This window comes from Rufibacter psychrotolerans (assembly GCF_016924645.1).
Taxonomy (GTDB): domain Bacteria; phylum Bacteroidota; class Bacteroidia; order Cytophagales; family Hymenobacteraceae; genus Nibribacter; species Nibribacter psychrotolerans.
Genome location: NZ_JAFFJV010000015.1, coordinates 139,414 through 159,086, shown reverse-complemented (window position 1 = coordinate 159,086; position 19,673 = coordinate 139,414). Strand labels below are relative to the sequence as shown.

Below are 19,673 nucleotides of genomic sequence, written 5' to 3'. Positions count from 1 at the left end.
AACTAAACAAATAAAATATCTGATGAAAAGATTTTTACTTCCCCTGGTTGTAGGTGCATTTGCTCTGTCGTTTGCGCCTGAGGCAACTGCCGCCCCAGCAGTTGCCACCTCCGAGGTAACCGCTGCCACTGCTGAGTTGCCGTTCTTCAAGAAGAACAAGAAGTCCTCTAAGGCCAGATACAAGCAGATGAAACGCAACAAAGGGAGTTATGCCAAAAAGGTAGCAAGCCGTAAGAAAAAGGCCCGGCGGTATTAAGGGAAGCAGGCTCCTGGTAGCCTAAGCCCACCAGCGGCACTTACGTAAAAGCAAAAAGCCTTCTGAACTCAGAAGGCTTTTTGCGTTAGCTGTTTTTGTGTTGTTTTCGCCACATCTGGTTAAAAGACTGCGGGGCGGCCACCAACGGTTCGCGGCGCTTGCTCCAGGTGTCTTTCTGCACATGCCCCAGCACAAAGTTCTTCACCGCAGCGGGCGCGAAGTTGAGGAGCCGGCGGCTCTTCATGCCTTTCACCCAGAACCTGAACGCCAGTTTTTCATTCTTGTCTACCAGGCCTTCTTCTACGCTTTGCTTGCGGTTAAGCAGCAGCAGGTTGTGCAGGTTAATCTTTACCGGGCACACGCTGGTGCAGGCCCCGCACAGCGAGCTGGCGTAGCTCAGGTGTTTGTTTTCTTCCATGCCCGCCAGGTGCGGCGTAATCACCGACCCGATAGGCCCGCTGTAGGTAGCCTCATACGTATGCCCGCCGATGTTCTTGTACACCGGGCACACGTTGAGGCAGGCCCCGCACCTAATGCAGTTCAGGGCTTCACGCTGCTCAGGCTGGGCCAGCAAATTGGTGCGGCCGTTGTCCAGCAGCACCACGTACATCTCCTCGGGGCCGTCTTTCTCGGTGGGTTGCCGGGGGCCGGTTAAGATGGTGTTGTAAATGGTCACGTTCTGCCCGGTGCCGCTGGTGCTCAGCAGGGGCCAGAACAGGTCCAGGTCTAGCATGCTGGGAATGAGCTTCTCAATGCCGGCAATGGCGATGTGCGTCTTGGGGAACGTGGTGGAGAGGCGGGCGTTACCCTCGTTCTCGGTCACGGCAATGCCGCCCACGTCGGCGATCAGGAAGTTGGCCCCGCTGATGCCCACTTCGGCCTGGGTGTATTTCTCGCGCAAGAGCTTGCGGGCGGTAAGCACCAGTTGCTGGGCGTCGTCGGTGAGGGGGATGTTGAGTTTCTGGTGGAACAGCTCCGCGATGTCTTTCTTGGACATGTGCATGGCGGGCGTGACAATGTGGTAGGGCCGCTGGTCGGCGAGCTGCACAATGTACTCGCCCAGGTCCGTCTCCACCGTTTCTATGCCGTTTTTCTCCAGGAAGTCGTTGAGATGAATTTCCTCGGTGCTCATGGACTTGGACTTCACCACCGATTTGGCGCGCTTGCGCTTCATGATGGCCCCAATCTCGCGCAGGGCCTCCTCGGCGTTCTGCGCCCAGATCACCTTGCCGCCCCGTTTGGTGAAGTTGTTCTCAAACTCCACCAGGTATTTGTCCAGGTTGTTGATGACCTGAGTTTTGAGGAAAGAAGCCCGCTCCCGCGCCAGCTCGTGGTGCTGGTAGGCCATGAGGCCGTTCTGCACGGCGGCGTTGTATTTGCCAATGTTGAAGCGGATCTTCTGCCGGTGCTCCAGGTCAAAGGCCTTCTGCTCTGAGTCCTGCAGAAACTGCTTTAGTTTTATGCTCAATTTCTTGTCTCCGGTTAGGTCTCACGGGCGCAGGCCTTTGCCTGCGCCAGCTGCACTATAGTAAGTTTTAAGCCTGTTTTCTGAAAAACAGCCCAGAATCAAAGCCCTGGCCCTGAACTGCCGCGCTGTTCTCCGTAAAGGAACGAATGTTGCCGCAAAAGTAACACCCGTCCCCGCAATTAGATAGAAATCAGAAGAAAACGTGCCGACACTAAAAAAGTTCTGAGCCTTACTTTCTGAAAAACTCAGAACGCAAGACTCAGAACTCAGGACTGAAAATAAGCGAAGCTTATTTCTTGTTGCTGTCTACTTTGATGCGCTCCTGGCGGTTGGCCAGGTCCCAGGCGGTGTAGAACACCAGGCGGGTCACTTTCTCGGCAGACGGAAAGTTGATCTTGTCCACGTCGTCGGTGGGCTGGTGGTAGTCATCGTGCACCCCGTTGAAGTAGAACGCGATGGGAATGCCGTGCTTGGCGAAGTTGTAGTGGTCTGAACGGTAGTAGAACCGGTTAGGATCGTTGGGGTCGTTGTAGGTGTAGTCCAGATCCAGGTTGGCGTAGGTCTTGTTGGCGTTCTCAGAGATGGCGTGCAGCTCAGAGGAAAGTTTGTCTGACCCGATCACGTAGATGTAGTCTGGCTTGCCCTCGTGCTGTTTGTCTGAGCGGCCAATCATGTCAATGTTGAGGTTGGCCACGGTGTTCGCCAGCGGGAAAACCGGGTTCTCGGTGTAATACTCAGAGCCCAGCAGGCCTTTCTCCTCGGCGGTCACCGCCAGGAACAGGATGCTGCGGCGCGGGCCGTGGCCGTTCTTCTTCGCTTCAGAAAACGCCTGCGCCAGCTCCATCACGGCCACCGTGCCCGACCCATCGTCGTTGGCGCCGTTGTAGATCTGACCATCTTTGATGCCTTCGTGGTCATAGTGTGCGCTGATTACAATGAGCTGGTCTTTCAGGTCAGTGCCTTCCACGTAGCCCAGCACGTTCTCGGTAGGCAGCGGCTGACGGTTGCGGGCGGTTTTGATCTTTACGTTGGTGGCCACTTTGTACGGAGACGCCACCGCTTTGCCGGCCTTCGCCACTGATGCGCCGTACGTGGCCAGTTGCTCTGGCTTGGTGTTCAGCAAGGCGGCCGCCATGCTGGGCGAGATGTAGATGTTAGCGGCGCGGGGCTGGGTAGCAGAGGTGCCAAACCCAATGGACGGCCGGGACAGCATGCCGGCGTAACGACCGGTCATCTGCTGGAACTCGGCATCGGTGGTGCCCATCACTACCAGCACGCTCTTGGCGCCTTTCTTGGTGGCGGCGGCGGCTTTGGTGCGGGCGTCCTGTGACCAGGTGCTCATTTTGTCGGTGCCGCTGAGGAGGTAGTTGCCATCGGCCTTCTTGGGCTCACCGGCCAACACTACCACGGCTTTGCCGGTCACGTCAAGGTTGGTGTAGTCTGAGTAGGCAGGCTCGTCAATGCCGTAGCCGGCGAACACCACCTGCACGGCCTCCTCGTTCTGGTACGGCGAGGCGCCCAGCACAAAGAAGTCTTTGCCCATGGTGAACCGCTTAGAGCCCACGGTCACGTAGCCCTCGCCCCAGCTGCTTTTCTCCAGGTCAAAGGGCTGGTAATACGGGTTGGAGCCGGTTTTCACCGGACCCGCAATGCCGTTCGCCTTGAAGTGGTTGGCGATGTATTCCGCCGCCATCTTCTGCCCGCGCTCACCGGTCTCGCGACCCTCCAAAGAATCGGAGGCCAGGATGCGGAGGTGTTTCTCCAGGTCGGCCGCCGTGATGGTGTTGGCGTATTGGGTAGGGTTGGCGGCCGTACTGCTGCTATTGGCAGCACCACCCGCGGTAGAGGCGGAAGGAGTTTGGGACGAAGAGCAAGCCGACAGGAACGCCGCGGCCAAACCCAACGTGTACAAATGCTTTTTCATGCAAGGATGTTTGTTAAGCTGGAATATGACCTTAATGCTACTCATTTTTTGCCTAACGAACAAGCGATAGCCGTTTTTGCGCCACTTTTAGCAAAGCAGGCCCAAAACAGCCGTCGGTTTTGTTACGCCTGCCGGTGAATGAGCACGGTGGCGTACGCGGCCACGCCTTCCTTCTTGCCCACAAAGCCCAGTTGCTCGGTAGTGGTGGCTTTGATGGAAAGGTCTTCCTCCGGAATGCCCATCACCTCGGCCAGGCAGGTTTTCATGGCCGGGATGTGCGGGTTCACCTTGGGTTCCTGCAGGCACACGGTAGAGTCAATGTTGCCCACCTCGTAGCCTTTCTCCCGAATCAAATTCATGACTTCGCGCAGCAGGATCTTGCTGTCAATGCCTTTGTACTTGGGGTCTTTGTCGGAGAAATGATAGCCAATGTCGCGCAGGTTGGCGGCGCCCAGCAGGGCATCGCAGATCACGTGGATGAGCACATCGGCGTCTGAGTGGCCCAAGGCGCCGTGCGTGTGAGGAATTTTGATGCCGCCCAACCAGAAGTCCAGGCCTTCCTGGAGTTGGTGCACGTCATAGCCGAAGCCGGTTCTTATATTGAAGCTCATGTATGGGGTATTGATTGCTCGTTTTTAGTTGTTGGTTTTTAGAGGAAGTAAGGCAGTGCCCCACCTAATTCTTGGCCCTTGTTGGTGTTCTCACCAACAAGAGGTTGAACGCTTGCTTTACAAGAGCGGCCCTAGGGTTTGTTGGTGATAACACCAATAAAGGCAGGGTAAGGCAGGGGCTCTGAAGTGAGATGCTTGGCTTTGTCAGCATGGTATTTCTTAGTGGTGTGAAGTAAATCACACTATTTGTCATCTTGGAAAGATCTTGTGGGCGAACGGTAGTAGTGCTTTGTCCATTTGCCCTTGCTTTATCCTTTGCCCTTGTTGGTGTTATCACCAACAAGCAGTTGCATGCTTCCTCTGCCAAGTGCGTCACTTGGGTTTTATGGTGAAAACACTAACTAAGGCAGTGCAAAGGTATAAGGCAAGTCATGGCCCCACCTTTGTTATCTTGGAAAGCTCTTGTGGGTGAACGGTAGTAGCGCCAATCAAACGCCTTTACTGTTCGCTCACAAGATCCTTTCAGGATGACAAATATAAGGAGAAGGAAAATGGTGGGGTGAGGCTTTCTAGTTGGGGCTGTACAGAGGCTGTTCCTAGGGATTCCTTTCGCGAAGGGTAGTGTTGGGTTTGCTGGTGACAACACCAACAAAGGCCAGATTAGGGATTCAGCAGCTACAGTTTGAAGTTAATGGGGAAAATGAAATCAGCAGTTATGTTCTCCTGGTTGTTTTGCGCTGGCGTCCATTTCTTCTTAGGTAAAAGGTTTGCTATCCGTAGGGCTTCCTCGTCTAACAGAGGATGAGCTTTCTGTGCTACTCTAATATGCTTTAGATTGCCTTTTTCATCTATGCTTACGGCTACAATCACTCTGCCTTGGATTTCCCCTTGCATGGCCTGTGGAGGGTAGATGATTGTTTTTGAGAGGAATTCAGAAAGGCGATTGTTACCGCCCGGAAACTCAGGCTGCTTGGTAATTTCTTTAATTCCGTACTTTTCTAGCTTCTCTTGGGTAGACAATGTGGCCAAATACTCTTTCTTGATAATGTGAAGTGTTTGCTTGCCCGTTTCGTCAAAAGTGAAGGTCTCTGCCACCATGTTGTTGACCCAGATGTTCTTTGAGGTTAAAACCCCACTTTCAGAATAGTAGCTAAATTCTCCGTTCCTGTTTTCGGGCTTTAGAGAGGTAAAATAGCCTGTCATTTGTGCTTTCCCGTTCGGATAATAATCCATTACTTCAAATAGGCTGTCCACTGGTTTGATAGTTCTGAGGTAAAATCGCTCTTCGGGAGTTTGGGTCACTTTCCAATTTTTGTCAAACCAAAGAGAATCCGTCTTTTGGGCATGGGTGTAAAAAGATGCGATAAACAATAAAAGGAATACTGGAAAACGCTTACAAGGGATTACCTTAGAAATGCTCATCAGGAATGGATTTATGTTGATTGCTCTAGACTCCAAGACTTTCCAACCACTTATCATGTGAGTTGGGGGAATAAGGTTTCGGGGCTGATTTTGAGAAATCAGCCCCGAAACAGGTTAGTTCTCTTCCAGTACTTCTTCCAGTTCTTCCTGGGCCTCGTTGCCGGGGGCTGCTTTGTAGATGAGGGTAGAGCAGTTGTCCGGGCGAAGGATTTCCTGGGCTTGGTGGTAGATGTCTTCTGAGGTAACGGCTTGTACCAGTGCTCCTTCCTCGTTGATGAAGTTAGGGTTGCCCATCAGTTTTCCGAAGGCCAGGTTCATGGCGCGGTTGAGTAGCTCTATCTCCGAGAAGACAATAGATGTTTCGGCCTGATTTTTCACCTTCTGCAGTTCCTCGGGGGTTACGTGCTCGCTTCTCATTTTCTCTACAATGGCTTCTACGGCAGCATTGGCTACTTTGGGGTCTACGCCTACGTTCAGTTTGCCTTGTACCACCAACAAACCGGGTTCCAAAGAGCCGGTAGCAAAAGCTGAGACTGAGTTGAACAGCTTCTGTTCCTTCACCAGCTCATTGTACAGTCTGGAGGAATCTCCGCGGCCTAAGATGTCACCTAGCAGGTCAGCGGCGTAATATTCTGGACTGGTGCGGGCGGGCATGTGGTAGGCTTTGTAGAGTGCGGTGAGCGGCACTTCGGCCTCTACTTCCAGCAGGCGCGCCTCGGTTTGGCGGGGCTCCTGCGGCAGGTTGCGCTCGTACTTTACGCCGCCCGGAATAGGGCCGAACCATTTCTCGGCGAGTTTCTTGGCGCGCTCAAAGGTGATGTTGCCGCCTACCACCAGAATGGCGTTGGCCGGCGAGTAGTGCTTCAGGAAAAATGCCCGCACATCGTCCATCACGGCGTTCTCAATATGGCTGATCTCCTTGCCGATGGTAGCCCACTTGTACGGGTGCGTTTTGTACGCCAGCGGCCGAAGTTTCAGCCACACGTCGCCGTAGGGTTGGTTCAGGTAGTTCTGCTTGAATTCCTCCACTACCACTTTGCGCTGCACTTCCAGGCCGTGCTCGCTGAACGCCAGGCTCAGCATGCGGTCAGACTCCAGCCAGAAGCCGGTTTCAATGTTCTGCGCCGGCACGGTGAGGTAGTAATTGGTAATATCCGGGGAGGTAAAGGCGTTATTCTCTCCGCCGGCCTGCTGCAGCGGCTCGTCATAGTTGGCAATGTTCACCGATCCGCTGAACATCAGGTGCTCAAACAGGTGCGCAAACCCTGTGTGCTGCTCGTCTTCATCGCGGGAGCCCACGTTGTAGAGCACGTTCAAAACCGCCAGCGGCGTGGTGGGGTCTTCGTGCACTAGGCAGCGCAGGCCGTTATCTAAGGTAAATTCTTTAAAATGAATCATACGTCTAAGCTAAAAAAGAACTCCTTTTTATAAGGTATCCTTGTAACGCGTTAAGCCGGGTGGTGTTGCAGACCGGCCTGGCGCCAAGTGGTTTCGGGGCTGTTTTGGGAAAATCGGCCCGGAAACGACAAAAGTAAAAATAACTAGGCCATTATTTTCCTCCTTACCTGATTGCTGTAAATTTACGCCTCGCAGATAACGCGAACACCATGAAATTCAACCGAAAAGACTATACAGACGACGACCTTCTGCACCTGTACCGGGGAATCTTAAAACCCCGCATGATTGAAGAGAAGATGTTGATCCTGCTGCGGCAGGGCAAAGTGAGCAAGTGGTTCTCGGGCATCGGGCAGGAAGCCATCTCGGTGGGTTCTACCCTGGCGCTGGAAGAAGACGAATACATTCTGCCCCTGCACCGCAACCTGGGCGTGTTCACCTGCCGCAACATTCCTCTGGACCGCCTGTTCGCCCAGTTCCAGGGCAAGAAAACCGGTTTCACCAAAGGCCGCGACCGTTCTTTCCACTTTGGCAGCAACGAGCACCACATTGTGGGCATGATCTCGCACCTGGGCCCGCAGTTGGCCGTGGCCGATGGCATTGCCTTAGCCGAGATGCTGGACAAACGCGAGAAGGTAGCCCTGGTGTACAGCGGCGACGGCGGCGCCAGCGAAGGCGACTTCCACGAGGCCCTGAACGTAGCGGCCGTGTGGAGCCTGCCCGTGATCTTCATGATTGAGAACAACGGCTACGGTTTGTCCACGCCCAGCAACGAGCAGTTCAAGTGCCAGAACTTTATTGACAAAGGCCCGGCCTACGGCATTGATGCCCTGCAGATAGACGGCAACAACGTGCTGGAGGTGTATGACACCGTGCGGCAGGCCGCCTACAGCATCCGCAAGAGTCCGCGCCCCATGCTCATAGAGGCCATGACCTTTAGGATGCGCGGGCACGAGGAAGCCTCGGGCACCAAGTACGTGCCACAGGAGCTGTTTGAACGCTGGAGCAAGAAAGACCCCGTGGAGAACTTTGAGAAATACCTGCTGGACGAGAAGGTGCTCACGCCTAAGTCCATGGCGGCCATCAAAGAAGAGATCCGGGAGGAGATTGAGCGCGGACTGGAGATTGCCCACGCCACGCCTATGCCGGTGGCAGACCCTAAGGAAGAACTCGCTGATATGTATCAGCCGTTCATCCAGACGGTGATCAAACCCAAAGACAGCGCCCGCTCTGAGCGCCGCTTCGTGGATGCCGTGTCTGATGGGTTGCGCCAGAGTCTGGAGCGTTACCCGGAACTGGTGATCATGGGCCAGGACATTGCCGAGTACGGCGGCGTATTCAAAGTGACCGAGGGCTTTGTGGATAAGTTCGGGAAGGAGCGCATCCGCAACACGCCCCTGTGCGAGTCGGCTATTCTGGGCATCGGGCTGGGGATGTCTATCAAGAAAAAGAAATCGGTGATAGAGATGCAGTTTGCTGATTTTGTGAGCGCCGGTTTCAGCCAGATTGTGAATAACCTGGCCAAAAGCCACTACCGCTGGGGCCAGAACGCCGATGTGGTGGTTCGTATGCCTACGGGTGCGGGCGCGGCGGCGGGTCCATTCCACTCGCAAAGCAACGAGGCCTGGTTTTTCCACACGCCGGGCCTCAAGATTGTTTATCCGTCCACTCCCTATGATGCCAAAGGCTTGCTGAACGCGGCCATTGAAGATCCTAACCCGGTCATGTACTTTGAGCACAAGCTGCTGTACCGCTCCCTCTCGGAGGCTATTCCAGATGACTACTACACCGTGGAAATCGGGCGGGCCAGACTGGCGCAGGAAGGATCAGATTTCTCCATCATCACCTACGGCATGGGCGTGCACTGGGCCAAACAGCTCCTGCAAACCATGCCAGACGTAAGTGCCGATATCCTGGACCTCCGTTCGCTTTTGCCCTGGGACAAAGAAGCCGTGCGCCAGACCGTTGCCAAAACCGGCCGCGTGATTGTGCTGCACGAAGACACCATTACCGGAGGTATTGGCGCCGAGATTGCCGCCTGGATTTCTGAGCACTGCTTCACGCAGTTAGACGGGCCGGTGGTGCGCGTAGGCGGCCTGGATACTGCCGTTCCGTTTGCCCCGCCGCTGGAGCAGGAGTTCCTGCCGGTGAAGCGCCTGCGGGAAAGAGTAGAAGCCTTGCTGAGCTTTTAAGGTTCGGCACACCCTGTTTCGGGGCTGTTTTTAGCAGAACAGCCCCGAAACGGAAATATAGACAGCCAACGCGCGCTCGTACACGTATACCTAAAGTTATGTAAGTATGATGAAGCTTCGTTTTGCAGCGGGAGTAGTGGTGTTCGCCATGGGTCTTGCTTTGAGTGGGTGCAACGCCAACAGAATTGCTTGCCCCGATGTTTCCGGTAAAAAGAAGTCTTTGGTAGGCGTGTTCAAGAAAAATGAACCCACCCCCGAGGACCAGGCCAATGAAGGCCGCGATTACGGCGGACGTAACATGGAGTACAACAAGCAGGGCTTGCTCAAAAAGAAGAAGACCAGGGTGCCGGTGCCCAAGCGCAAAAGAAGCTTACTAGAACGAGTTGGACTAGCATGAAACAAACGTTACGCATTTTACCTTTCGTTGTCCTTGCCTGCGGGCTGTTGCTAACGGCAGCGCCCGCCGCTGCCCAGACCGCCTATAAAACCCGCGCAGAGCACAAGCGCGAGGTGCGCCAAAGCATTAAAGCGGCCCGGCAAATCAAAACCGACTACAGTGAATCACATCTGGATGTGAGCGCGTACAATTTCAGGGGAGGCGAAAGCGGCCGAAAGCAAAAAAAGGTAAGAAAGAAGGAGCAGATGCTCATCAACGAAGACGGTACCGCTGTCATCAAGCCCCGGGTGTTTCCTAAGAAGAACGTGCAGGCAAGGGTGGCAAGAGGCAGAGGCATTTAACAAACCAAGAACCTAGAACAGAAACTATGCAGTGGCATTCATTAACCAGTACAGAACAGATAGACCAGATCAAGGAAGAGTCAAAAGAGCAGCCCATCGTTATTTTCAAGCATAGCACCACGTGCTCCATCAGTGCCACGGCCAAAAGCAGGCTGGAGCGCCAGTGGGACGATGCCGGCCTGGGCCGCGTGAAACCCTACTACCTGGATCTGTTAAGTTACCGGCCGGTCTCCAATGAGATAGCCCAGTCTTTTAACGTACGGCATGAGTCGCCGCAGTTGCTGCTCATCAAAGACGGGCAGTGTCAGTACCACGGTTCCCACCTGGGGATCAACCTGCAGGAAGTGAAGAAATTAGCCTCCTGACAGACCCAAGATAAATCCCCTTGCCGGTGCCGTAAATGAAACACCAGCAAGGGGATTTTCAGTATATCAAAAACAGGAGGTAGTGCGTTCTATATCAGCGCTAAACGTAGTGGAACGTTAGGGTCTGTTTGATATCGGGGTGCAAGCTCAGGGCAACCGGGCAGGTGCGGGCCGCATTCTCCAGCAAGGCCTTCTCCTTGTGGGTAAAGGTTCTGGCGGGCATTTTTACCTCCAGCACAATCTCGGAGATCCGGCGGGGATCTGCCACCATTTTCTTGGTGATGTCCATAGACATGCCAGTCAGGTCAATGGTGTTGCGCTCGGCCACTATGCCCATAATGGTCATCATGCAGCTGCCCAGGGCGCTGCACACCAGGTCTGTGGGAGAGTACGCTTCACCGCGGCCGTTGTTGTCTACGGGGGCATCTGTCACCACGGTGTTGCCAGAGGCAAGGTGGGTTCCCTGGGTGCGGAGCTGGCCAGAATACGTTAGCGTCATTGAACTCATTGTCTTACTTTTAAGATTTGCAGGTGCCTGTAAAGTTACTTACTTTTAAACGAAACTTAGCCTTTTGCTCTGTGCGCAGATTTCTACTTTTGCTTGTTGCCATATGTGTTCTTCCGGTGAGCCTGGCTCTGGCCCAGTCTGTGGAAGAAGAGGAAGGCTATTCCCGGGAGTTTACCTACGGGCTTAACTTCAACTCCAACGGCGGGCTGCTGGGCGGCGCCATGATCAAGCAGGCGTACCATCTCAAAGGCAACTGGTACCACTTCTGGTCCCTGGAGGGCGTGGAGGTGAAACACCCCAAGGAGACCCGGGTCCAGAACCTGGTGAACGGCGCTTCCTTTGTGAAGGGCAAGAGCAATTACCTGTTTGTGCTCAGGCCGCAGTACGGCCGCGAGTACACCTTCTTCAAGAAAGCCGCCGAGTCTGGCGTGCAGGTAAACGGCATTGTGGCTGCCGGGCCTTCTATTGGTATCATGGCGCCTTACTTCATTGAGTACGACCGCAGCAACTACGTGCTGGACCAGAGAACCCAGCAGTACTACCTGGTGGGGCCGGTCATCATCAACACTGAGCAGTACAACCCCGACGTGCACACCAACGAGGGCATGATTGTAGGAGCCCCGGGCGTGTTCAAAGGTTTAAGCGAACCCAGTTTCAGGGTGGGGGCCAACGCCAAGGCCGGGGTGAGCTTTGAATATGGCCGCTACATGGAGAGCGTGACCGGTATTGAGGTAGGCATGATGGTAGAGGCCCTTGCTGGCGACATGACCATGATCCCCGGCGCGGAGAACCGAAACGTGTTCATGTCGGTGTACCTGACGTTGTATTACGGTCGGCGCCGTTGAACGATCCTTCCTCTTTGGCTGTTTTTTGCCTATCCGCTCCTCACTTAGTACCTTTGTGCCATGGATCAATTGATTGCGTTGCCGGTTATTCAACCAGCTGAAGCTCAAACCAAAACCCGTAAGCCAGACTGGCTGCGCGTAAAACTGCCGGTAGGCAAAGAATACGCCAAGGTCAGACAACTGGTAGATACTTATAAACTACATACCATCTGCGAAAGCGGAAACTGCCCGAACATGGGGGAGTGCTGGGGTGCCGGCACGGCCACGTTCATGATTCTGGGCAACGTATGTACCCGTTCCTGTTCTTTCTGCGCCGTGGCCACGGGCCGCCCCAATGAATATGACCTGGATGAACCGCGCCGCGTAGCCGAAGCCATTCAACTCATGGGCGTGAAGCATGCCGTAATCACCTCGGTGAACCGCGACGAGCTGAAAGACCGTGGCGCCCATGTATGGCACGAGACGGTGGTGCAGATCAAGAACCTCTCACCCGAAACCACCATTGAAACGCTCATTCCAGACGTGAAAGCCAACTGGGAGGCGCTGGAAGTGATGATCTCGGCCGGGCAGGAAGTAGTGTCGCACAACATGGAAACTGTGAGAAACCTGTACCGCCAGGTTCGTCCGCAGGCCAAATATGACCGCAGCCTGGAGCAGATCAAGCGCACCAAGGAGTATGGCAAGCGCACCAAGAGCGGCATCATGCTGGGCCTCGGCGAAACCAAGGAGCAGGTGTACGAAGCCATGGATGACCTGGCCGCCAACGGTCTGGACATTCTTACCTTGGGCCAGTACCTGCAACCCACCAAGATGCACATTGAGGTAGCGGAGTTCATTCACCCAGACCTGTTTGCCCATTACCGCGAAGAAGGTCTGCGCCGTGGATTGAAGTACGTAGAGTCTGGGCCGTTGGTGCGTTCATCTTACCATGCAGAGCGCCACGTGCACGTGTAGTTTAGAAATTTTAACGTAAAGAGGATGCAAAAAGCCCCGCTGCACAGCGGGGCTTTTTTTGTGCCGTTATTGTACTTTCTTACCTAAAGTAGGATGTATCCCGCCTATATATTAGTTGCTGAATATTCGAGACGTTTTTGAATTTTAAGGGCAAAAACGTATTTGTTCTGTTAGTTAAGGGTAAATACGCAAGCGCAGTGAATGGGCGTAGGTTTACCTGTATAATTCAATTCATGTATTTTATATCTTCTTGTGTTACAGAAGATAGTATTTAGGGTGGAAAGCTTCTTACTCCTGTTTTAGCCTCTTTTTGGGGTCTCTTCTCCAGCTTCTGGCGGCCTTGGCCAGATTGCATCTTTCCTGCAAATCTAAACTTTTGACAAAAAAGCCAAGTACATGCAGGTGCTCCATGTATATATATGAATATCTGGAGTAAGCTTTATTGAAATTTCTTTTTCAGACCACATGAAGAAAATCTTACTCTTTATGGCAGCGCTGTTTGCTGTCCTTACTTCTTCCAATGCACAAACCTTAAGTCCACCTAACCTGGGGGCTGCCCGCGAGTATGCGGTGCTGGGGAGCAATGCGGTTACCAGCACCGGCAGTAGTGTTCTGTACGGCGACCTTGGAACCTCACCGGGCACGCTGGTAGCGGGTTTCCCAACCGGGAGGGTGCTAGGCGAAACGGCACGTGGCACTGCCGCCGCCGCTACCGCCAAAGCCGAAGTAGCGCGAGTGTACAATGAACTGGGGCAGTTGCCGGCAGCCCGTACCCTTACCGGGCAAACCCTGGGCGAAGGGTTCACGCCCGGCGACGCCGCCGTGCGCGGCACCACCCTTACCAGAGGGGTGTACAAAATTGACGGCGATGCCCGCCTAAGCGGCCGCCTAAAGTTTGACGGGCAGGGGAATCCTAACTCAGTGTTTATCATTCAGGTGAACGGCGATTTGGTCATTGACCCGGGTTCTGCCATCAACGTGTTCAACGCCAGCCCCAACAATGTATTTTTCAGGGTAACCGGTAATGTAACCATCGGGACCGGAGGCATGCTGGGAACGCCTTCAACCCTGGCCGGCAACCTAGTGGCGCAGAAGAACATCCTGCTTAGTCTGGGTACCACGCTGGTGGGGAGGGCGCTTTCCACCACCGGTGACATAACGCTGAACAACAACAATATTTCCCTGCCAGAGCCTATCTCTTCCGGCGATGGCGGGGATGGCACTGGTGGCGGCGGTCCCGGAGGAGGAGGCGGTGGCGGAGGCAGCGGAAACGCCAACCTGCGCATCACCAAATCGGTGAACGGGACCACCTTCACCTTGGGTGAGACGGTGACGTACACCATCACCATCACCAACTCCGGGGCTTCTGATGCCCTCAATGTCACCGTAGAAGACAAACTGCCAGCTGGCCTGGAGTTAGTGCCCCCGGTAGAGACAGACAAGGGAACCTATGATGCCAACACCGGAGTCTGGACCATTGGCACCTTGCCTGCAAACCAAACGGCTACCCTGCGGATTGCTGCCAAAACCACGGCCCTGGGAGAAATCACGAACGTAGCGGTAATTGGCGGCGGCGGTGATTCAGATGAAGCTACCATTTGCGTGCGCCCCGCCAGGCCCAACGTGGTTGGTCTGCAGGCCATTTGCGTGGGCGGCTCCACTACCTACACGGTGAGCAATATCTCTGCCGGAGTAACCAGCCTGGCCATTGTGGCGCCGGAAGGCAGCGGCATTAGTGTGGAGGCCAGAACGCTTACGTCTTTCACGCTAAGGGCAAGTGCCACCACTGCACCGGGCACCTACTCCGTTACGGTAGTAGCCGTGGCGGCCGGTAACTGCCAGAACAGTCTGGCTTTCCCCATTGAGCTGGTGGTAAATGCGGCCCCAGTGGCGCCCGTGATCACAGGACCAACCACAGCCGTTTGCGCGGGAAGTACCTACCAGTACAGCATCAGCCAGCCCGTTGCCGGCGTGACCTACACCTGGACCGTGAGTGGCGAAGGCTGGGAAAGAATTGGAGCTACTACCGGGACGCAAATCCAGGTGAAAGCAGGCACTGGTTCCGGTAGCGTCACCGTAGTGGCCAACAATGCGTGTGGCTCGGCTACCGCTTCCACCCCTCAGATTACACCAGCTGCCGTTCCGGCTGTTCCGGTCATTCTGGACAACAGTGGGCCGTGTACCGGCTTAACCTACGCTATCTCCAACCCGGTAGCCGGCGTCACCTACACCTGGACGGCCCCGGCCGGCTTCACGTTTGCCGACAACAGTACCACCACTACGGGTACCAATGTCACGCTGAAGGCCACTGCTGCCAATGCCGTGGGTACCCTTACCGTAGCGGCCAACGTAGCGGGGGCTTTCTGCGCCAGCGACAACGCTTCTGTGGAAGTAAGGGCCGCAGACGCCGGAACCGAGATTGTGGTGCCAACGGTGTTCAGCCCGAACGGTGATGGCATCAACGACACCTTCGTGATCCGGAACCTGCTGAACTTCCCTGACAATGAGCTCACCCTCTACAACCGTTGGGGCAACGAGATCTACAAAACAAAGAGCTACAAGAATGACTGGCAGGCCACCGGCCTGGAAGAAGCCACTTACTTCTACGTGCTGCGGGTGCGGGGCTGCGATGGCAAAGACCAGGTGTTCAGAGGGCCGGTGCAGGTGGTGCGCTAAGGAGAGATAGTCAAGACGATAATTCACGTAAGAAATGAAAAAAGCTTTAGCAATCATGATCATGGTGCTAACCGCCGCTAGCGGCTGGGCGCAGCACAGATCACAGTTTTCGCAGTACATTTTTAACCAGCTGGTGATTAACCCGGCGTACGCGGGCAGCAAGGAAGCGCTTACCATCAATGCCTTTCACCGCACCCAGTGGGTAGGTTTGCGGGGCGCGCCCAACACCCAGACCTTCAGCATTGACGGGCTCACGAAGAACAAGACGCTGGGACTGGGCTTCCACGCTACCCGCGACGAGATTTTCGCCCAAAACCGAAAGAACATTGAGGTAGACGCCGCCGTGAAGCTGCCGGTAAGCGAAAACGGGGTGCTGTCCTTTGGTCTGGCGGCTGGGGTGTCGCACTTCGCGGTAGACGGCTCCAAGCTGGTGACCGGGAATGATGCGGTGGACCCAGCGGTCATCAACGCCCAGAAGGAAACTACCTGGAGCCCTAGCCTAAAGGCGGGGATTTTCTTCCACACCGAGCGCTTCTACGCCGGCGTTTCCGTAACCGACCTGCTGGGCATTGACAAAGACATCAACTATGACCCCGAGCGCCATTACTTCTTCAACATGGGGTATGTGGCAGATATCAGCCATAACATAAAGGTGAAGCCCAGCATTATGCTCAAGGAGAACTTTGACGGGCCCACCAACGTGGACCTGAACGCCTTTTTCCTGTTTGGGGAGCGCATCTGGCTGGGAGCCAGCTACCGCACCGCCATGAACCTTTTCAAGAATGATTTTGAGGGCAAGGGCCTCAGCTCCAAAGATGCCGTGGTGGCCATGGCCGATGTGTACGTGACCAAGCGGTTGCGCCTGGGCTACGCCCATGACTTTACGCTGCACGGCAACCTGAATGATTTAAGTACCCATGAAATATCAGTTGGCTACAGCTTCCTGAGAAAGGAGGCCACTAAGATGCTTTCACCCCGGTATTTCTAACCTCAACCAGACGCTTACAATGAATCAGCTATACAAATCTGTTTTACTTTCTTTTCTGGCGGGCAGCATGGCGCTGAGTGGGTGCCAGACCACCCGCAAGGCCGACCGGCTGTTCCAGAACTATGACTATGCCCTCGCCATTGAGGAGTACCAGGAGGCCTTCGCGAAAAAAGACCCTGACCTGCAGGGAGCTCAGCGGCTGGCCGAGGCCTATCGGCTCACGGGCCGCACCCAGGAGGCCGAGCAATGGTACGCCAAAGTAGTGGCCATGCCGGAGGCCGAGCCCATCAACCTGTATCACTACGCCGAGGCCCTGCGCAGCAACGGCAAGTACTTTGAGGCCAAAACGCAGTACCAGAACTACGCCATGAAGGTGCCCGCTGAGGCTGCCATGGCCAACGCCAAGGCCCAGGCCTGTGATGCCGCCCTGAAGCTCATGGAAGAGCCGCCCTCGGCCATTGTGGTCAATGAAACCGCCATCAACTCCGGCAACGCCGATTTCAGCCCCACGGTGTATGACAGCGGCATCCTGTTCACCTCAGACCGGGGCAGCGGCAGCGGGAAAGTTGCGGAAACTGGTACCTACGGCTGGACCGGCCGCCCTTACCTGCAGATGCTGTATGCCCAACGCAACCAGGACAGCACCTGGCAGATGCCCACTCCGGCCAGCGCCGCGCTGAACTCGGCCTACCATGATGGCCCTGCCGTGCTGGACTCCGCGGGCACTACCCTGTACTTTACCCGCACCAAAATGGTGGAGAAAGCGCAGAGAAACCCCAACGTAGACCCTACCAGCTGGGTGAAGCGGCCGCTCTCCAATGACTACATTAACCGCCTGGAGATTTACTCGGCGCGCCGGAACGGAGCTACCTGGGCCGAGGTAGAGCCATTTACCCACAATAAGGTGGAGGAGTACAGCGTGGGGCACCCAGCCATCTCGCCCGATGGCAAAACCCTGTACTTTGTCTCGGACATGCCCGGCGGCTACGGTGCAACGGACATTTACTACGCTGAGCGGCAGGAAGACGGCAGTTGGGGCAAGCCGGTCAACGCCGGTAACACCATCAACACGGCCGGCAAGGAGATGTTCCCGGCTTTTGACCAGGCGGGTACCCTCTACTTCTCCTCAGACATGCACCCCGGCTTTGGCGGCCTGGACGTGTTCAAGGCCAAAGGCAGCCGCTCTGCCTGGACTAAACCAGAAAACCTGCGGGCACCGGTAAACTCCCCCAAAGATGACTTCGGAATGGTGTTCATGCGCGGGGCCAGCAATGCCCAGGTGGGCTACCTGTCTTCTAACCGCGACAGCCCCAACGGAACCGATGATATCTACTCCTTCAAGCTGTTGAGCAACGCCGTTCTGTTTGTGACTACGTTGGAGAGAGTGCCCGTGAAAGGCAAGCGCAGCATCACCCAGCCCCTGGCCGATGTGCGCCTGAAGCTGACGCCGCAAAGCACCACAGACTCTACCGTGGCTTTCTCTGACCGCAACGGGGAGTACAAGTTTGGGGTGATGAAAGGTACCACCTATGATCTGGTGGGCGATAAGTTTGGCTATCTCACGCAATCCATGCTGGTGGCCATTGACACCGTGAAACTCGCCGACACCACCCGGGTCACGCTGATCTTTGACAAGAGTCAGAAGAACCAGAGCATTGCCCTGGAGAACATCTACTATGACCTGGACAAGTGGAACATCCGCCCAGATGCCGCGCGCGAACTGGACAAGCTGGTGCGCATGCTCAAAGACAACCCCAGCATCAAGATAGAACTGGGCTCCCACACCGACAGCCGCGAAGGCCACGGCTACAACCAGGTCTTGTCTGAGCGCCGGGCCCAGAGTGCGGTGGAATACCTGGTGAGCCAGGGCATCGCCCGCAACCGCCTCACCTGGAAAGGCTACGGCGAAACCGTGCTGGTAAACGGCTGCGCTGATGGCGTAGAATGTACCGAAGACCAACACCAACTGAACAGACGGACTGAATTTAAGATCAAGTAAGGCCGGGAAAACCTTGTAAGAAGTTGCCAAAAGAGCCACCAAAAAAGGTGGCTCTTTTGTTTGGTAGCATTTGCGGAAGGGGTAGCTAAACCCATTTACAGCCCGTTTTTTAGAAAAGAGCACAGAAACCCTCTGGCAGCTTTTGTCCTCTTCTGGCTCCAAAGCCGGTCTGCTTTCCGACTTGCCTAATCATGCTTTTAAGCGTTCTAACTTCCTTCTAAGCTCCTTTTGTCATCCTGAAAGGATTTTGTGGGCGAACGGTAGTGGCGCTTGTTTTCTGCCACTGAGGATTTTCCTTGCCCTAAAAAAAGCCGCTTTTCTATTGAGTTGGGGCACGCCTGGCTTACCCACAAAATCCTTTCAGGACGACAAAGAGGGGAGGAGGCAAGGAAACCAGGAGCGAATGTGAAAGGGAGAGTAAATGAAGTTTGCACAAAAAAGAAACCCCTTGCCATGGCAAGGGGTTTCTGGGCTGTTTTCAAGAAAACGGCTGCAAACTACCGGCGGGCCGTGGCGCGTTCCTGGGCCTGCGGAGGGAACTTGGCCAGAATGCTGGAAACAATGGCCTGCACCTTCTCATCGGTCAAAGATCTTTCCCGGGCAGAGGTGGCACTGGTTCCGCGCCAGATCAACTCGTTCGACTTGGCATCCACCACGTCCAGGATCAAGGTTCCTTCCTGGTAGTCCTGCACGGAGGTGGTGTTGTACAGGCGGTTGTAGGTGTAGGCATAGCGGTAGCCATACCAATACCCGTACCCAATGGACGGAATGCTGATAAAGTCAGGACGGATGCGCTGCTGGTTCTCGATAGTGAAATCATAGGCCAGCAGCATGTCTGGTTGCTCAGAGGCGCTTGCCTTCTGGAAGCCCCGGCGCTGCATCTCGGCTTCTACCGCGTTTTTCACCCGTTTGTCTAAAAACGTGGTGTACCGGCGGTTGGTAGAATCCTTGGCCACGGGTTGGTCCTGGTACCATCGCCAGGTTTTGTACGTCTGGAAATTGGTTGACTGGTCAAAGTCAGTGACCACGTTGTACGAGGCTGCGCAACCGGTAAAACCCAGTACCAGCAGTCCCATCATTGCGCCCGTCACCCATTTTGCTATTCTGCTAAATGGTTTCATGGTTTTGTACAGTTTGTAAGTAAAGCATGTATAAAGATAGAACAACCTTAAACCGGGCTAAATTCCTTGCCAGCGGTGTATTTAAGAAGTCAGTCGGCTTGGCGGGTGTCCCTCTTTCGTGCAATTATAACGCAAAAACTATGCCCAGATTATACCAATTGGTCTATGTGCGGTGGCTAAATTTAGGAGGGCGGAACAGCTGTTTCAGGGG

The 19,673-nt window shown here is 54.9% G+C and carries 17 protein-coding genes; 10 read left to right on the top strand and 7 right to left on the bottom strand.

Translation table 11 applies throughout. The annotated features are described in order from the left end of the window. Positions 1-22 precede the first annotated feature (22 nt). Positions 23-256, top strand: coding sequence for a hypothetical protein (locus tag JT718_RS15080; protein WP_205503538.1), 234 nt, complete (start codon positions 23-25; stop codon positions 254-256). A gap of 85 nt (positions 257-341) precedes the next feature. Here the strand turns inward: JT718_RS15080 and JT718_RS15075 are convergent, their stop codons facing one another. The 5 genes from JT718_RS15075 to JT718_RS15055 all read right to left on the bottom strand — a co-directional run bounded on the left by JT718_RS15075 (position 342) and on the right by JT718_RS15055 (position 7,079). After that, positions 342-1,724 carry a LutB/LldF family L-lactate oxidation iron-sulfur protein gene (locus tag JT718_RS15075; RefSeq protein WP_240337115.1) on the bottom strand — a complete coding sequence of 461 codons (1,383 nt, stop codon included), beginning with the start codon at positions 1,722-1,724 and terminating at the stop codon, positions 342-344. Between the two features lie 289 nt (positions 1,725-2,013). Beyond that, the gene (locus JT718_RS15070) at positions 2,014-3,648 is read right to left on the bottom strand and encodes a M28 family peptidase (RefSeq protein ID WP_205503537.1); all 1,635 of its coding nucleotides are present in this window, start codon (positions 3,646-3,648) and stop codon (positions 2,014-2,016) included. Between the two features lie 122 nt (positions 3,649-3,770). Then, the gene (gene ispF, locus JT718_RS15065; RefSeq protein ID WP_205503536.1) at positions 3,771-4,259 is read right to left on the bottom strand and encodes a 2-C-methyl-D-erythritol 2,4-cyclodiphosphate synthase; all 489 of its coding nucleotides are present in this window, start codon (positions 4,257-4,259) and stop codon (positions 3,771-3,773) included. 675 nt (positions 4,260-4,934) lie between these two features. After that, the gene (locus JT718_RS15060; protein ID WP_205503535.1) at positions 4,935-5,681 is read right to left on the bottom strand and encodes an energy transducer TonB; all 747 of its coding nucleotides are present in this window, start codon (positions 5,679-5,681) and stop codon (positions 4,935-4,937) included. 114 nt (positions 5,682-5,795) lie between these two features. Next, the gene (locus JT718_RS15055) at positions 5,796-7,079 is read right to left on the bottom strand and encodes a M16 family metallopeptidase (protein ID WP_205503534.1); all 1,284 of its coding nucleotides are present in this window, start codon (positions 7,077-7,079) and stop codon (positions 5,796-5,798) included. A 209-nt stretch (positions 7,080-7,288) separates the two neighbouring features. Between JT718_RS15055 and JT718_RS15050 the strand changes: the two genes are divergently transcribed. From JT718_RS15050 to ytxJ, 4 genes are all read left to right on the top strand, one after another. Beyond that, on the top strand, positions 7,289-9,268 hold the full coding sequence (locus JT718_RS15050) for an alpha-ketoacid dehydrogenase subunit alpha/beta (protein ID WP_205503533.1): 1,980 nt from the start codon (positions 7,289-7,291) through the stop codon (positions 9,266-9,268). Between the two features lie 106 nt (positions 9,269-9,374). Next, positions 9,375-9,665: a hypothetical protein gene (locus JT718_RS15045; RefSeq protein ID WP_205503532.1), complete on the top strand. Its 291-nt coding sequence runs from the start codon at positions 9,375-9,377 to the stop codon at positions 9,663-9,665. Beyond that, positions 9,662-10,006, top strand: a complete 345-nt coding sequence (locus JT718_RS15040) for a hypothetical protein (RefSeq protein ID WP_205503531.1) — start codon at positions 9,662-9,664, stop codon at positions 10,004-10,006. Before JT718_RS15045 ends, JT718_RS15040 begins: the two co-directional genes overlap by 4 nt. Before the next feature lie 26 nt (positions 10,007-10,032). Next, positions 10,033-10,371: a bacillithiol system redox-active protein YtxJ gene (ytxJ, locus tag JT718_RS15035; protein ID WP_205503530.1), complete on the top strand. Its 339-nt coding sequence runs from the start codon at positions 10,033-10,035 to the stop codon at positions 10,369-10,371. A 100-nt stretch (positions 10,372-10,471) separates the two neighbouring features. Here ytxJ and JT718_RS15030 read toward each other — a convergent pair whose 3' ends face one another. Continuing rightward, complete coding sequence (locus tag JT718_RS15030) at positions 10,472-10,879, bottom strand: OsmC family protein (protein WP_205503529.1); 408 nt, start codon at positions 10,877-10,879, stop codon at positions 10,472-10,474. 71 nt (positions 10,880-10,950) lie between these two features. Here JT718_RS15030 and JT718_RS15025 point away from each other — a divergent pair, with 71 nt between their 5' ends. The 5 genes from JT718_RS15025 (at position 10,951) to JT718_RS15005 (ending at position 18,341) form a co-directional block, all read left to right on the top strand. Then, the gene (locus JT718_RS15025; RefSeq protein ID WP_205503528.1) at positions 10,951-11,724 is read left to right on the top strand and encodes a hypothetical protein; all 774 of its coding nucleotides are present in this window, start codon (positions 10,951-10,953) and stop codon (positions 11,722-11,724) included. 69 nt (positions 11,725-11,793) lie between these two features. Continuing rightward, entirely contained in the window at positions 11,794-12,678 is an 885-nt protein-coding gene (gene lipA / locus JT718_RS15020) for a lipoyl synthase (RefSeq protein ID WP_205503637.1), read from the top strand. 465 nt (positions 12,679-13,143) lie between these two features. Further along, positions 13,144-15,354 (top strand): ice-binding family protein, encoded by a 2,211-nt coding sequence (locus JT718_RS15015; RefSeq protein ID WP_205503527.1) that lies wholly within the window; start codon positions 13,144-13,146, stop codon positions 15,352-15,354. Between the two features lie 34 nt (positions 15,355-15,388). Continuing rightward, entirely contained in the window at positions 15,389-16,342 is a 954-nt protein-coding gene (locus JT718_RS15010; RefSeq protein ID WP_205503526.1) for a PorP/SprF family type IX secretion system membrane protein, read from the top strand. A gap of 19 nt (positions 16,343-16,361) precedes the next feature. Beyond that, complete coding sequence (locus JT718_RS15005; protein ID WP_205503525.1) at positions 16,362-18,341, top strand: OmpA family protein; 1,980 nt, start codon at positions 16,362-16,364, stop codon at positions 18,339-18,341. A 497-nt stretch (positions 18,342-18,838) separates the two neighbouring features. On the opposite strand, the gene JT718_RS15000 is transcribed toward JT718_RS15005, so the two are convergent. Further along, a complete protein-coding gene (locus JT718_RS15000; protein ID WP_205503524.1) occupies positions 18,839-19,462 on the bottom strand; it encodes a DUF4136 domain-containing protein in 624 nt (207 codons plus the stop codon). Between the last annotated feature and the right edge of the window lie 211 nt (positions 19,463-19,673).

Bases quoted from the DNA above. Each gene is read 5' to 3' on its own strand.
- JT718_RS15005 (WP_205503525.1), top strand. From the start codon at position 16,362: ATGAATCAGCTATACAAATCTGTTTTACTTTCTTTTCTGGCGGGCAGC.
- JT718_RS15070 (WP_205503537.1), bottom strand. From the start codon at position 3,648: ATGAAAAAGCATTTGTACACGTTGGGTTTGGCCGCGGCGTTCCTGTCG.
- JT718_RS15040 (WP_205503531.1), top strand. From the start codon at position 9,662: ATGAAACAAACGTTACGCATTTTACCTTTCGTTGTCCTTGCCTGCGGG.
- ispF (WP_205503536.1), bottom strand. From the start codon at position 4,259: ATGAGCTTCAATATAAGAACCGGCTTCGGCTATGACGTGCACCAACTC.
- JT718_RS15045 (WP_205503532.1), top strand. From the start codon at position 9,375: ATGATGAAGCTTCGTTTTGCAGCGGGAGTAGTGGTGTTCGCCATGGGT.
- ytxJ (WP_205503530.1), top strand. From the start codon at position 10,033: ATGCAGTGGCATTCATTAACCAGTACAGAACAGATAGACCAGATCAAG.
- JT718_RS15010 (WP_205503526.1), top strand. From the start codon at position 15,389: ATGAAAAAAGCTTTAGCAATCATGATCATGGTGCTAACCGCCGCTAGC.
- JT718_RS15055 (WP_205503534.1), bottom strand. From the start codon at position 7,079: ATGATTCATTTTAAAGAATTTACCTTAGATAACGGCCTGCGCTGCCTA.
- JT718_RS15060 (WP_205503535.1), bottom strand. From the start codon at position 5,681: ATGAGCATTTCTAAGGTAATCCCTTGTAAGCGTTTTCCAGTATTCCTT.
- JT718_RS15050 (WP_205503533.1), top strand. From the start codon at position 7,289: ATGAAATTCAACCGAAAAGACTATACAGACGACGACCTTCTGCACCTG.
- JT718_RS15080 (WP_205503538.1), top strand. From the start codon at position 23: ATGAAAAGATTTTTACTTCCCCTGGTTGTAGGTGCATTTGCTCTGTCG.
- JT718_RS15000 (WP_205503524.1), bottom strand. From the start codon at position 19,462: ATGAAACCATTTAGCAGAATAGCAAAATGGGTGACGGGCGCAATGATG.
- JT718_RS15030 (WP_205503529.1), bottom strand. From the start codon at position 10,879: ATGAGTTCAATGACGCTAACGTATTCTGGCCAGCTCCGCACCCAGGGA.
- JT718_RS15015 (WP_205503527.1), top strand. From the start codon at position 13,144: ATGAAGAAAATCTTACTCTTTATGGCAGCGCTGTTTGCTGTCCTTACT.